Raw genomic sequence first — 14,113 nt, 5'->3', positions numbered from 1 at the left:
ATATATTCTTTTTGTGTACACATTCATAAAGGAGTTTATAGCGAATGGGAATCGCCCGGCGTACCGCGTATATACTGCAAATTCACAAAAACCCCGATCAAGTGAATACGTTTATTCAACAGCTTATTGCTGAGGATCAGGCAGATGTCTTTGTTCATATCGATAGAAAAAACTATGAAAATATGAATAGGAAAATATTGAAGAATCCGCATGTCAAAGTATTACGGCAAAGTGTCAATTGTGAATGGGGGGATATAGGCCAGGTTGATGCGACGCTCCTTCTATTGAAAGAAGTCATCTTTTCGCAAAATGAATATGATTTTGTGTGCTTAAGAAGCGGCCAGGATCTCCTGGTGAAAGATGGATTCAAAAGCCTGTTAACAGAAAATCGCGGGAAAATATATATGAACTATCGAAAAATGGATGATCAACACTTGGGTTTCATGAAGATGAATTGGGCAAAGGCAGCGAGGAGGAGATATACTGCCGCTCACCCGATTCGGCTGTATAGAAGACTCCTGCTAATCTTTTATAGCAAGGGCATAAATCTTTCGCCCAATAAGAACAGCTGGCCTAAAGAATTTTTATTTTATAAAGGTTCACAGTGGTTTTCGGTTCCGTTCGAAGTAGCAAAATATATGTTGAACTTTTTGGAAGATAATCCGTGGTACTACACATTTTTTGAACATACATTGGTTCCGGATGAAAGCTTTTTTCAAACTTTAATTATGAACTCTCCGTATAAACATGCTGTGATCAATAACAACCAAATGTTTTTGAAATGGGGAGAAACGTTAGGCGAACGGAATTCCCCACAAAATTTAAAAATGGGAGATATTCAAGCAATCGAGGAATCGAATGATTATTTTGCCAGAAAGTTTGACGAAAACGTTGATTCGCGGGTCATAGATTATTTCACGGAGAAAATTACTTTAAAACATGTTCAAAAAAAAAGAACTTGTCTATTAAACTTTTTGGAGGATACAGGTCGATGAAAAACCTGGTTCAAGCAGCTGAAAATAAGCCCATCCCTTATAGGATCAATACACTTTCGATTGACTATAAGAAGATGTGTGAATTAGAGAGGGACTTCGGTTCCTCTTTTTTTTTACTGGATGTAAATAAATTGAGAGAAAACTATAAGAAGATTGAGCATGCCTTTAAAAGCAGGTATGAAAATTTTATTATTGGCTACTCCTATAAGACCAATTATCTTCCTTATTTGTGCAAGGAATTATCCAAATTAGGCGCCTATGCAGAAGTGGTTTCACGCCTGGAATATGACTTGGCGATTAAAATCGGTGAGGATCCAAGACGGATCATTTTTAACGGGCCGATAAAAAGCAGGGAGGATATTCAATATGCTCTAAATAATGAAAGTATTGTAAATATCGAATCCTTCTATGAGGCCGATTTTGTAAAGGAATATGCCCTGGAGCATCCAAAGAAACAAATAAAAATTGGGATAAGGGTCAACTTTGATATTTCCGACAATGGCATCAGTCCCCACCAGGCAGGGTACGATATTGGAAGATTCGGGATTTGTGTGGAAAATGGCGATTTTCAAAACTTGGTCATGCAGCTAAAAGAACTGAAAAATATTAAAATTACAGGTTTGCATGGCCATTTTTCGACAAGCGAAAGAAAGGCAGAAACGTATAGAATCATTACTGAAAAACTTTGCCGAATCGCGAAAGAGTCGATCCTTGATGGTTTAGAGTACATCGACATTGGAGGCGGTATTTACGGCGAGTTACCTAAATCCTTTCAGACCGTGGCCCCTACTTTTGATGAGTATGCCCAACCAATCTGCGAAGTTATGAATAAAGAATTCAATGATTTCAAAAATAAGCCGACGCTTATATTGGAACCTGGACTGGCAATGGTTGCGAATGTCCTCATTTTTATCGCAAAAGTCATTGATATCAAAAACATCCGGGGGAATCATTTTGTTCTCGTAGATGGCAGCGTCCATAATATCAAACCGACGATGCATAAAAGAAATTTGCCGATGCACGTTATTCGCCAAAATGAGGTTTCAGGATACACGAAAGAAATTTTTGATGTTGTCGGGTATACGTGTATGGAAAAAGATTATTTAGCGCATGACATCGCCGGCGCCTTGCCTCAACAAGATGATTATATTGTATTCGAAAATGTTGGGGCCTATACAATTGTTTTCAATCCGCCGTTTATAAAAGTACGGCCAAGTATTGTGGCAGTCGATGATGGTGAGTTGGTTGAAGTTAGGCGAAAGGAAACGTTCCGGCAGTTTTTTAATGAGGAATTGTATTATTTTTAAATCTTTTTGAGAGGAATAAAACAAATGAATATTTTAATTTGCAGTGCTGGGCGTCGGGCCAAATTAGTGGAGTTTTTTAAGGAAGAGCTTCATAAAAATGGCGGAAAAGTGGTGGCGGTTGACTGCGATTCGACAGCTTCAGCTTTGTATCACGCTGATTTTCATGAAGTTGTACCACGTATCGATGACCCATCATATATCAATCACATCATTGATTTATGTAAAAAATACGATATTGCTGGGGTCTTGTCTTTGATAGATCCCGAGTTAACTTTGTTGGCGAATTGTAAAGAGGAGTTTGAAAGGAACTCCATTCAGGTGATTGTTTCTGACAAAAACGTTGTGGAATGTTGTTTTGACAAATATTTGACGTTTCAATTTTGTCAGGAACATGATCTCCCTTGTGTGCCAACTTACACGGATATTGATAAGATTATCAATGATATAAATCATCATGAACTGGAATTCCCGCTTATTGTAAAGCCGAGAAGAGGCAGTGCAAGTATTGGGATTCATAAGGTTGAAACTGTTCAGGAACTGTATTTTTATCAGGATAAAGCTGAAGAAATTGTGATTCAACCTTTTATATCAGGTGAAGAATTTGGTGTCGATTGCTATGTAGATTTTATAACGAATGAAGTGACGAGTATATTTTTGAAAAGAAAAATATCGATGAGGTCGGGGGAAACGGATAAATCAGTTTCTTACAAAGACCCTATCTTAAAAGAAATCATTGAAGAACTAGTTGTTGTGCTTAAACCCAATGGCCCAATTGATGTAGATTGTTTTAAAACCGAAAGTGGTTATATGATATCGGAAATAAATCCACGATTTGGCGGCGGTTATCTTCACGCCCATGTATCAGGCCAAAACTTTGTGAAAAACATCATCAATAATTTAAAAGGCCTGCCAAATGTTCCAAATGAAGACCATTATGAAGAAGGCAAAAAGTTAGTGAAATTTGATCATTTTATCGTATTATAACAAAATCTTGAATCACTCGAAATAAACGGGAGATACGGTGTTTTTCCATAACTTGATGGAATGCTTTATTTCTTGACGAATAGCTCAATAGAAGCCGATTCTGGAACCTTGTTAGTTCTGAGGAGGCTTTTGCCAACCTAAAGTGGGAGGTTGTCATGGAAATCACTTGACAATCTCCACAACGTAATTCCTGGAAATGCACATATTTTTAAAGAAAGCATAATTTTCTTTGGAGATCCCCGCCTCAGCTTCGTCTTTTTTCCTCTCCCCAGACTTTTCCGCATTTTAAAGTTACTTCCCAAAAGGTTTTATCCCTAACAATCCATACGAATATCATCGCGAAATTCACTGTCACCCCTTATTTTTTCTCGTTTCATTAGTGTGATTGCTACACATGTTGTTGTGTCAGGTGCATGTCACCACCCGTTAAAAACTCGTTAAATCAAACTGATTAAACGAGTGATTTTCATTTGAGCGGGATGAATTAATTTTCCTCTTATAAGGTTGTAAGCGTTTTACCAATATAGATAAGGCTTGTAACGAGAAATTTCCTTCTAAATCGTGTATAGTAGTAAAAGTATTTTGGGAGTGCCAACTTTATGCTCAGGAGTAAATTGTCGCTTAATAGCCTTTTCCTCGCTCGTCTCTCCTTAAATTTTTCCAGGCAAATAAAAAGCTAAGAAATGGCAAAACTGAATATGATATGGGCAATTTTTTAGAATGAGGTGATTTTATGAATCCCATAGTAGAAGTCAGGAGTGTTTCCAAGATATTTGGCAAATCTCCTAGGGCTGCGATTGATTTATTGAAACAAGGTAAATCAAAAAGTGAAATATTGAAACAAACTGGGCTGACAGTCGGGGTGAATAATGTCAATTTTGAAATCTACCCCGGTGAAATATTTGTCATTATGGGTTTATCCGGGAGTGGGAAGTCCACTTTGATCCGGATGTTCAATCGGCTGATTGATCCAACAATCGGCGAAATTTTGATTGACAATGAAGATATTGTCAAAATGAACAGTGCCCGGTTAAGGGAAGTCAGGCAGAGAAAAATCAGCATGGTGTTTCAAAATTTCGCGCTGTTCCCGCATAAAACGATTTTGGAAAATGCGGAGTATGGGCTAGAAATTAAGAAGCTCCCTGTGGCCGAACGTCGCGAAAGAGCGATGAAGGCTTTGGCGAGTGTTGGTTTGAAGGGCTATGAAAACCAGCTGCCTTCGCAGTTGAGTGGTGGCATGCAGCAGAGGGTAGGCCTTGCCCGGGCTCTTGCTAGCGACACAGATATCATTTTAATGGATGAAGCTTTTAGTGCTCTTGATCCATTAATTCGCAAAGACATGCAGAATGAATTGATCGAAATTCAAGAACAATACAAGAAAACGATCATTTTTATTACGCATGACTTGGATGAGGCCTTAAGGATTGGCGATCGGATTGCGTTGATGAGGGACGGGAGCATCATTCAATTGGGCACACCGGAACAGATCATGATGCAGCCGGCGAATGAATTTGTCGAGAAGTTCGTTGAAGATGTCGATTTATCAAAAGTTTTGACGGCCTCTCATATTATGAAACGTCCGGAAAGAATCAGTGTCGACCGTGGTCCAAGGGTGGCCTTGGAGATCATGCGGAAACAGGGATATTCGAGCATATTTGTCGTTGACCGGAGGCAGAGGCTGCTTGGGGCGTTGACGGCTGATCAGGCACGGCAGGCAATTGACCAGAGTCTGACTATCTCTGAAGTGATGACAACGGACATTCCGACGGTTACGGAAGATACATTACTGGCCAATCTGATGGATACGATGGCAACGTCAAGTCTGCCAATATCGGTCATCGATGAAGAGAAAAGAATAAAAGGAATTATTGTCCGCGGAGCTGTCATTGGCGCTTTAGCAGGCAATAAAGACTCTTTGAACGAGATGGGGAGTGAGACTGAATGAATATAGCAAAAATCCCCTTAGGTAATTGGGTAGACTCTCTAGTTGAATGGATCACAGTCGCATTTGCTGGCTTGTTTTCATTTATTACGACTGTAATCGATGGGATATTGAATCTCATCGTGGATGTCTTAAGTGCGGGACCTCCTATCGTGTTAATTCTCGTTTTAACGCTTCTCGTTGCGTATACGAGCAGGTGGCCATTGGGTATATTCACATTAGTGAGCTTATTGCTCATCGAAAATCTCGGCTATTGGGATTCGACGATTCAAACGCTTGCGATTGTATTAGTGGCCGGAGTCCTCACAATTGTGATCGGAATCCCACTTGGCATCTGGAGCGCCCAATACAAAACGGTGCAAAGGATCCTCACGCCTGTTTTAGACTTTATGCAAACCATGCCTGCATTCGTTTATTTAATTCCTTCGATCTTATTTTTTGGCATTGGGGTTGTTCCAGGCATTATCGCATCATTTATTTTTGCGATTGCTCCGACAATCCGCATGACGAATCTTGGCATTCAGGAAGTGCCGAAAGATTTGGTTGAAGCGTCAGATGCGTTTGGTTCAACGAGGAGCCAAAAGTTGCTGAAAGTCCAAATTCCTTTGGCTACACCAACGATTTTGGCCGGGGTCAACCAAAGCATTATGCTTGCCTTGTCCATGGTTGTGACAGCTTCGTTAGTTGGAGCACCTGGGCTAGGAGCGGATGTTTACCGGGCTGTCAGCCAAATTAATGTCGGCCAAGGATTCGAGGCAGGATTATCGATTGTCTTTATCGCGATTATACTCGACCGGCTTTCGCAAAACTTACGTAAGCCTGCTTACAGGCATATCGTGAACGGGAAAATCGTCTTTGCGATTGTAGCTGTGCTCGTCGTCGGAACCGCGATTGGGGTAAGTTTTGCAAAAGAAAAGGCGGCTCCAGATGGGAATGCTGCCGGGGTTGGAGCCCAAACCAATTATAAAATCATTGGGATTGAACCTGGAGCTGGCATCATGGCGAGAGCCGACAAGGCAATGGATGATTACGGGCTGGACCAATGGAAGATTGTTGAAGGCTCTTCGGCAGCAATGATTGCTGAGTTGAAAAAAGCGTATAAAAATCAACGGCCGATTATTGTAACTGGCTGGTCGCCGCACTGGATGTTTTCTTCCTTTGACTTGAAGTATCTCGATGACCCAAAAGGAACCTTCGGCAAGGCTGAAGCCATTCATACGATTGTTCGTAAAGGTCTTGAACAGGATGCGCCGGGCGCCTATAAAATCCTTGACCAATTCGCATGGGAGACGAGTGATATTGAAGCCGTCATGGCCTCGATCGAACAGGGAATGAGCCCAGGGGAAGCGGCAGAAAAATGGATCGCTGAACATCAGGATAAAGTCACCGCATGGACAAAAGGAGCCCAAAAAGGAAATGGCGAAAAGGTCAACCTTGTCTATGTTGCCTGGGATACGGAGATTGCCAGTACGAATGTGATTGGCAAAGTGCTTGAGCAGAATGGGTACAAGGTGACGTTCAGCCAGGTCGAAGTGGGCCCAATGTTCGCGGGTGTCGCCAACGGCAGTTCGGATGCGATGGTCGCAGCGTGGCTGCCGGGTACGCATCTGGAGTATTACAATACGTACAAAGATAAGTTCATCGATCTCGGACCAAACCTTGAAGGCACGAAGCTCGGGTTGGTCGTTCCGGAGTATATGGAAATTGAGTCAATAGAAGATCTGAAATAAGTTTTCAAAAAAGCGAAAGCCATGGTTAAGTGGCTTTCGCTTTTTTTGAGGCACGGGGACGGTTCCGGCGCTTCATTCGGGTCACGAATGAAGCAGTGGAACCGTCCCTTTGCTTCATTTATTAGATTTTGAAACCCGCTAGGCAGCTGTAGCTTGGCGGGTTTTTGAGCCGGCCAATTTATCCGGAACTGAAGAATTTATTTGTTTTGGTTGGTGGTGAAGGGAGGGGGGAAGTTAGAGCATTAGAGCATGTTATTTTTCACAGAATGGACAAAAATAGTTGAAAGGGGAGAAGGTTTTTGGCGGGGGTTGTCGAATTTGATGTGGTAGCTACCGTTTTTTTTACTCCCTTTTCTTTACCACCTTCGTTTTTTTCACTGTTTGAATCATTTTTTTCCTCATGTATCGAAATTTGGAGCTTTGTGTATAGGGCTGAAACGTGCCTGGTTTCTAGGAATAATGAAAAATCTGTGAAGGTAGCTACTATTAAAAAATTATTAATTACTGGATTTAGCATTACCAAGTCGAATGCTAATTTTTTTGTATGTTTAAGAAAGTGTTTTCTAAGTTGAATAAGAAAAATTTTAAATAAATGAGGGAGGAATTACATATGAACTACCGTCAATTGGGTAACACGGGCATAAAGGTTAGTGAAATAAGCTTTGGAACATGGGCCATCGGCGGCTCTTGGGGGAAAGTCAACGACGGAGAGTCATTGAAGGCACTTGAGGCGGCCATGGATGCTGGCGTCAATTTCTTTGATACTGCCGATGTTTACGGAGAAGGCCATAGCGAGGATCTTTTGGCAAAAGTGACAAAAGGGAAAGAAGATAAAATCCATATTGCAACAAAGTTTTGCCGCGCCGGGGATATTTATGACCCGCAAACCTACTCGCACGACCAGGTCCGCGACTATTGTGAGGCCAGCCTGAAACGACTGAACCGTGAAGCGATTGATTTGTATCAAATTCACTGCCCGCCTTTCGAAATCCTGAAGCAGGGCGAAGTATTTACTGTTTTGGAGGATTTAAAGAAAGAAGGAAAGATTAGGCATTACGGTGTGAGCGTCGAGACCGTTGAAGAGGGACTGTTCGTCGTAAATGAAACAAAATCCAGTGCCATTCAGGTGATTTTCAATATTTTTAGGCAAAAGCCGGAGAAAGAATTGCTTCCACTTGCAAAAGAAAAAGGTGTCGGCCTTCTAATCAGGCTGCCGCTAGCCAGCGGTTTACTGACGGGGAAGTTTACAAAGGATACAGTTTTTGAGGGGGACGACCACCGCAATTTTAATCAAAATGGCGAAGCTTTCAATGTTGGGGAGACATTTGCAGGCCTTGAATTTGATAGAGGGGTGAGGTTAAGCCGGGAACTTGAGTGGATTGCAGAAGGAAGAGGAAATATGACAAGGGCGGCCTTGCGCTGGATTCTTGACCATCCGGAAATTAGCTGTGTCATTCCGGGTTTCAGGAATGTAAGGCAGGTAGAAGACAACCTTGGAGCGCTGACTGTTCCATCCTTTAGTGCTGAGGAGAGAAAACGGCTTCAGGTGTTTTATAAAAATGAGGTACATGACTTTATCAGGGGTGTTTATTGAAGTGTTGCCTGTCTCTCCCCGATTTTTCTTGTTACACGTGTTGGATATTTCACAAGTAAGGTAGTCAAAAAAAGCGGAAGCCCCCATTAGGTGGCTTTTGCTTTTTTGTGAGGCAGGGGGACGATTCCTTTTTAATTGTAGTATTTTAAATATTCTGTATAGTTAAGAATAGGTGTTAACGGTTGGTGAGTTGGTTGCTTTTTGAATTGGGCATGGATAGATTTTGAAAAGTAAGTTTTTTTTAATTGAAAAGGGGGAGTTTTTGAATTGAAGGGGTTTAATCGGAAAGTTGTGTTTATGTTGATGACGGTGTGCCTGCTGCTTCCGCTGGGCTTTGCCGGGTCTGCTTCTGCAGCAGTACCGCAGGGAAAGACGGAGCAGGTTAATAATGTGCTCGACCGGCTGGTTACGGTTCAGACGAATGGTGATTATGATACCCAGGCAGCGAGGGATATGGTTTACCGGGTCTGGAATATCCATCCGAATATTCTCGTTGCCCTACATAAGGCAGGCGTCGAGGTGAAATTTATTAATTTTGCGCTGACGGAACTTCCTGAATATGCCTATCTAAAAGGTGTTGTTCCGCGCGGTTGGGAGCATACCCCCTATACGTGGGACGATGTGCCGGGTGCTGGCGGAAAAACGGTTGTTGCCCGGATTGGGTATAGCGATGCGGGGAATATGCATAGCTCCCTCAATCTTGAGCTGCACGAAACGGCCCATGCCATTGATTATTATGTGTTCGGCAATATCAGCCACTCTGAGGAATTCAGAAAGATTCATTCCGAGGAAAGGCTCGGTTTTTCAGACAATGCGTATTACACCTATCCCGAAGAGTATTTCGCAGAGACCTTTGCTTATTTCCACCGCGGGGACGAGTCGAGGAATCATTTGAAGGCAGTTGCGCCCAAGACATATGAATTCATGGACAAGCTGTATCGCAACATTCCAAACCACGGAAGAACAACAGCGAAGGAACGATCGGCCAAAGGCCAGGAATTCCGGGTTCAGCAGCTTGCTTCTTAGGGGCGAGGTTGTGGTGTGAAGCTTTAATATTTGACTGCCCGCCGGGATTTCCCGGCGGGTTGTTTTTTTGATTTACCCTTAGCCAGCGGCCAGTTGTTTTTTAAAACCAGCATGGGATTAAATGGATATTCATGTTAAGATATAGAAGAAAGTATTTTGCGAATAAAAAAATCTAACTATAAGTCCAATAGGGGTATATGAAATGGGAAAAACGATTAAGGTTGTTATGTTGACGTTGTTGTCTATTGGATTGTTTGCAGGAGGAGTGTTGTTCCTTTTACATTTGTTATTTTCACCTGATCAGTTTAATCGAGATAGATGGTTAAATGAACCGGGGGAAAGAGTGGAAATGGTAGACAGTCTACTGTCAGAAGTGAGATTAAAAGGGATGTCCAAAGCAGAGATAATAGACCTATTGGGAGAGCAGGGTGAAGAGGCCTATTTAGAATCAGATAATCTTGTCTATTACCTGGGGGACGAGCGTGGCTTTATTAGTATCGATAGTGAATGGCTAATTATTCGGTTTGATAACCATGATAGAGTAACCGATTACGAAATTAAAACAGATTAGGAAGCAGAGGGACGGTTCTACTGCATCATTCGGGTCCCGAATGATGCACTGGAACCGTCCCTGTGCATCACCTGTGCATCATTTCTTGGGAAATTTATATATTTTTATCCAGTTTGGTAGTTTATACTTTTCTTATACTAATGGGGATGAGGGGAAATGACGAGATGAAGAGGGCTTCTTTTGTTTCGGGGTTTGTGGTGCTTTTTGCGGCGATGATGGTTTTTATGATGTTGCCTGGGGCTGCTTCTGCTGATATGGCTAATGCGACTCAGATCAATTTAGAGCAGACTGTTACTGGGCAGAATACAGATTACGATGGAGATTTTTACAAGTTTACGATTCCGTCTGATGGGAAGGTGAAGCTGTCAGTCAGGCAGCAAAGCGGGGTTTATTGGACTGCCTCTATTTTGCATGAGAGTGGGAATGTTTTTCGTTATTTTACAACGGACTCGAGCAGCAAGGCGACAGGGGTTGCAAGCGTGGGGGTTGGACTGCCGAAAGGAACTTATTATATTTCAATTCGCGGTTACAATTTTACTCAGCCTTATGAATTTACTGTTGGTTTTACTGCGGGCAGTACATATGAAAAGGAATTTAACAATACCATTGCGAATGCGAATCCGGTTGGGCTTAATACAAGCTACAAGGGTGCAATTCAAGGCTACTACGATGAGGATTTTTTCCGATTTACGATCCCTACGAATGGAAATGTTAGCTTCAACATGAATAATGTGACGGGGGCGAATTGGTTTGCCTCAGTAATGGATGTTAATGGGATGGAGGTTCAATCTTTCAGGACAGAGGGGAGCACCAATGCAGTGGGGATGATGTCGGCGGAGGTGGGCCTTCCAGCAGGAACCTATTATCTAAAAATAAAAGACGCGGGTTATAATACCTCGGATAAGGAATATCAATTCAAAGTGAACTTCACTTCTTCCGAGTTTTACGAGAAGGAGTTTAATAACAGTCTTGCCGCGGCCAATCAAATCATTTTGAACAAAACATATAAAGGTGTCATCGCAGACTCATCTGATGAGGATTTTTATAAGGTGCAGCTTTCTGCCAGCGGCAACGTAAAATTGGCAATCAAACAAAAGCCGGGTTCATCGTGGAACGGGTATATTCTCCATTCAAACGGTGGGGTGCTTGAGTATGTATCGACTGATTCTGGAAGTTTTGCAACGGGGAACAAAGTCTCAGAGGTAGGCCTGGCAGCGGGAACTTATTATATCAAAATTGTTAATGGTGGCAGTTCCGTCGACGTGCCTTATGAGTTTTCGGTTCAGTATACAAGCGGCAATTATTTTGAAAAAGAGTTTAATAATACTGTATTAACGGCAAACCCAATTAATCTAAATGCAACTTATTACGGGGCTCTTCAAACCTATAGAGATTATGAGGATTTTTATTCGTTTTCGGTACCTGTGTCGGGGAATGTGTATCTGACCGCGAAGCAGCTTTCCGGCTCCTATTGGTATTATGACATTCTTGATTCAAAAGGTACGAAAGTCATGAACTTTTCTACAAATGGCGGTTCGACTGCTCCTTCTTATGCAACCAAGGCGATCAATTTGCCAGCGGGAAAGTATTTTGTAAAAATCTCCGGCGTTTTCACGAATGGAATCCAGTATAACTTCAAGGTTCATGCCGTGGGAGGGGTATCCGGTTTAAAAGCGAGTCCGTCATCTTACAATAGTGTGAAACTAAGCTGGTCAGCTGCCCAAGGTGCTACTGGGTACGAGGTTTACAGGGCTGTCTCGCAAAATGGAACCTATACAAAGGTCGGAACCGCTACCGGTCCTTCTTTTGTCAACTCGGGCCTGGCGACCGGAACAACTTATTACTACAAAGTCAGGGCATACAGAGGCACAACAACGAAAGTCTACGGCGATTATAGTTCCGTTGTTTCGGTAAAACCTGTCCTTCCAACACCGGCGGTGAAAGCTGTATCAGGCGGCTATAATTCAATAAAATTAAGCTGGGGTGCGGTCAGCGGCGCGTCTGGGTATGAGATTCAAAGGGCAACCACGCAAAATGGGACATACACCAAAGTTGGCACTGTCACCGGCACTTCTTTTGCCAATACAGGCCTTGCAACCGGAACAACTTATTACTACAAAGTCAGGGCATACAGAGGTACGACAACGAAAGTCTACGGCGGCTACAGTTCGGTTGTTTCGGCAAAACCTGCCCTTTCAACACCGGCAGTTAAAGCAGCATCGAGCGGTTACAATTCAGTGAAACTAAGCTGGGGTGCGGTTACAGGAGCTAGCGGGTACGAGGTATACAGAGCCACATCGAGCACTGGAACGTATTCGCGTGTGGCAACCACGACATCAGGCAGCTTTTCGAACAGCGGCTTAACAACGAACAAAGCCTATTACTATAAGGTTCGGGCTTACCGGATAGTCGGGAGTACAAAGGTTTACGGTACGTACTCAACCGTTGTCTCGGCAAAACCTGTTCCAGCGGTACCAGTAAATTTCAAAGCAGCCCGGGTTAGTTCTACAAGCATTAAAACAACCTGGAGCGCAGTCGCCGGAGCAAGCGGCTATGAAGTACACAGGGCAACATCCTTAAAAGGAACCTACTCACTCGTAAAAACAGTCACCACCACCACCTTCACAAACACCGGATTAACGAAGGGCAAAGTCTACTACTACAAGGTGCGTGCCTATAGAGTTGTCGGCGGCGTAAAAGTGTACAGCGGCTGGACGGGTGTGCTTGGTGTAAAGTGAGGCATGGGGACGGTTCTACTGCTTCATTCGGGACTCGAATGAAGCACTGGAACCGTCCCTTTGCTTCAAAATGGAAAAAATGTGATTTTGCAGGCGGGTTTGTTATAGTGAAAATAGTAGATTTCTATTTGATGATTGAAGGGGAATCGGTGATGAGGGAGCTTTCGAGCAGGAGCGGGAGTGTGGAGAAGGCGCTGCGGATTGTGGAGTGTTTTGATTTGAAGCATCCCAGCTTGAGTTTGGAGGAGTTGTCGGTGATGACGGGGTTTCCGAAGCCGACGGTGTTCCGGATGATTTGTTCGCTGGAGAAGTTCGGATATATCCGGCGGGCGGCGAAAGAGGGGCAGTTGCGGTTTCAGTTGGGAATGGGGTTTCTGGAGAAGAGCCAGATTGTGAACAGCCAGCTGGATATCCGCGCGTCTGCGAAGAAGGAGATGCTGCGGCTTCGGAATGAGACGAATCTTTCGGTGCAACTGGCAATCCGAGATGGACAGGATGCGGTTTATGTAGAGCAGTTCGAGGCGCTGAAGCTGATCCGGGTGTTCCCGCAGGTGGGACGGCGTGTGCCATTGTATGCCGCGGCATGTCCACGTGTATTGCTGGCGGTGTTGCCGGAGGAGGAGCAGAAGGCGATTCTTGCCGGAGCGGAGTACCAGTTGTTTACGCCCCATACGAAGACGGACGAAGAACAAATTCTTGAGGAGCTGGCCGGGATTCGCCGGGACGGATATGCAGTGAGCAAGGGCGAGCTGTATGAAGGGACGATTGCCGTTGCGGTGCCGATTAAGAATATCAATGCTGAGGTGCTGGCGGCGTTGAGTGTCATTGGGACCGAGCAGGATTTCGAGGACGAGAAGATCGATGTTTATATAGAGAAGTTGATGGCGGCAGCGAGGAATATTGAGGCGGATTTAGGGTGAAACACTTCTTTCGGGGAGTGTTTTTTGTTTTGGTTTTGATTTGATGGATATGGTTGTTGGTTTCTGAATGGGTGGGGAATTCCGGATATCGCCACAAAGTTTCTGGATAAAGCTAGCACATTGATAGCAATGCTCACTCACTCACACGCCTAAACTATTTATTAAAATGAAAACATCTCTAGTTGAAGGCACTAGAAAACTAGTTTTTTCACTATAAAATGAATTTTTAAAATATTTCGTCGAATAAAGAAGGATTTTCGGATTTGACGGCTAATATATAGAGAATGCAATTTTGCAAAAATGAAA

11 protein-coding genes are annotated in these 14,113 nt (G+C 43.3%); 10 read left to right on the top strand and 1 reads right to left on the bottom strand.

From position 1 onward, the window contains the following. Positions 1 to 44: 44 nt before the first annotated feature. The 5 genes from D1B31_RS04200 to D1B31_RS04180 all read left to right on the top strand — a co-directional run bounded on the left by D1B31_RS04200 (position 45) and on the right by D1B31_RS04180 (position 6,958). Complete coding sequence (locus D1B31_RS04200) at positions 45 to 995, top strand: beta-1,6-N-acetylglucosaminyltransferase (protein WP_118919484.1); 951 nt, start codon at positions 45 to 47, stop codon at positions 993 to 995. Beyond that, complete coding sequence (locus D1B31_RS04195) at positions 992 to 2,302, top strand: type III PLP-dependent enzyme domain-containing protein (RefSeq protein WP_240035158.1); 1,311 nt, start codon at positions 992 to 994, stop codon at positions 2,300 to 2,302. The genes D1B31_RS04200 and D1B31_RS04195 overlap by 4 nt, the downstream gene beginning before the upstream one ends. Before the next feature lie 24 nt (positions 2,303 to 2,326). Continuing rightward, positions 2,327 to 3,286, top strand: a complete 960-nt coding sequence (locus tag D1B31_RS04190; RefSeq protein WP_118919483.1) for an ATP-grasp domain-containing protein — start codon at positions 2,327 to 2,329, stop codon at positions 3,284 to 3,286. Between the two features lie 733 nt (positions 3,287 to 4,019). Beyond that, positions 4,020 to 5,231 carry a quaternary amine ABC transporter ATP-binding protein gene (locus D1B31_RS04185; RefSeq protein WP_118919482.1) on the top strand — a complete coding sequence of 404 codons (1,212 nt, stop codon included), beginning with the start codon at positions 4,020 to 4,022 and terminating at the stop codon, positions 5,229 to 5,231. Continuing rightward, positions 5,228 to 6,958 (top strand): glycine betaine ABC transporter substrate-binding protein, encoded by a 1,731-nt coding sequence (locus tag D1B31_RS04180; protein ID WP_118919481.1) that lies wholly within the window; start codon positions 5,228 to 5,230, stop codon positions 6,956 to 6,958. Before D1B31_RS04185 ends, D1B31_RS04180 begins: the two co-directional genes overlap by 4 nt. Before the next feature lie 259 nt (positions 6,959 to 7,217). Here D1B31_RS04180 and D1B31_RS24060 read toward each other — a convergent pair whose 3' ends face one another. Beyond that, positions 7,218 to 7,475 (bottom strand): hypothetical protein, encoded by a 258-nt coding sequence (locus D1B31_RS24060; protein ID WP_158587442.1) that lies wholly within the window; start codon positions 7,473 to 7,475, stop codon positions 7,218 to 7,220. Positions 7,476 to 7,568: 93 nt separating this feature from the next. Between D1B31_RS24060 and D1B31_RS04175 the strand changes: the two genes are divergently transcribed. The 5 genes from D1B31_RS04175 to D1B31_RS04155 all read left to right on the top strand — a co-directional run bounded on the left by D1B31_RS04175 (position 7,569) and on the right by D1B31_RS04155 (position 13,807). Next, the gene (locus D1B31_RS04175; protein ID WP_118919480.1) at positions 7,569 to 8,552 is read left to right on the top strand and encodes an aldo/keto reductase; all 984 of its coding nucleotides are present in this window, start codon (positions 7,569 to 7,571) and stop codon (positions 8,550 to 8,552) included. A 267-nt stretch (positions 8,553 to 8,819) separates the two neighbouring features. Then, on the top strand, positions 8,820 to 9,578 hold the full coding sequence (locus D1B31_RS04170) for an anthrax toxin lethal factor-related metalloendopeptidase (protein WP_240035157.1): 759 nt from the start codon (positions 8,820 to 8,822) through the stop codon (positions 9,576 to 9,578). A gap of 202 nt (positions 9,579 to 9,780) precedes the next feature. Beyond that, positions 9,781 to 10,149: a hypothetical protein gene (locus D1B31_RS04165; RefSeq protein WP_118919479.1), complete on the top strand. Its 369-nt coding sequence runs from the start codon at positions 9,781 to 9,783 to the stop codon at positions 10,147 to 10,149. 164 nt (positions 10,150 to 10,313) lie between these two features. Then, complete coding sequence (locus D1B31_RS04160) at positions 10,314 to 12,887, top strand: fibronectin type III domain-containing protein (RefSeq protein ID WP_158587441.1); 2,574 nt, start codon at positions 10,314 to 10,316, stop codon at positions 12,885 to 12,887. Positions 12,888 to 12,925: 38 nt separating this feature from the next. Then, positions 12,926 to 13,807, top strand: a complete 882-nt coding sequence (locus tag D1B31_RS04155) for an IclR family transcriptional regulator (RefSeq protein WP_118919477.1) — start codon at positions 12,926 to 12,928, stop codon at positions 13,805 to 13,807. Positions 13,808 to 14,113: the final 306 nt, after the last annotated feature.

This window comes from Neobacillus notoginsengisoli, from assembly GCF_003515685.1.
GTDB lineage: Bacteria > Bacillota > Bacilli > Bacillales > Cytobacillaceae > Bacillus_D > Bacillus_D notoginsengisoli.
The sequence above is the reverse complement of the archived record's forward strand: the minus strand, read 5'-3'. Positions and strand labels throughout refer to the sequence as shown.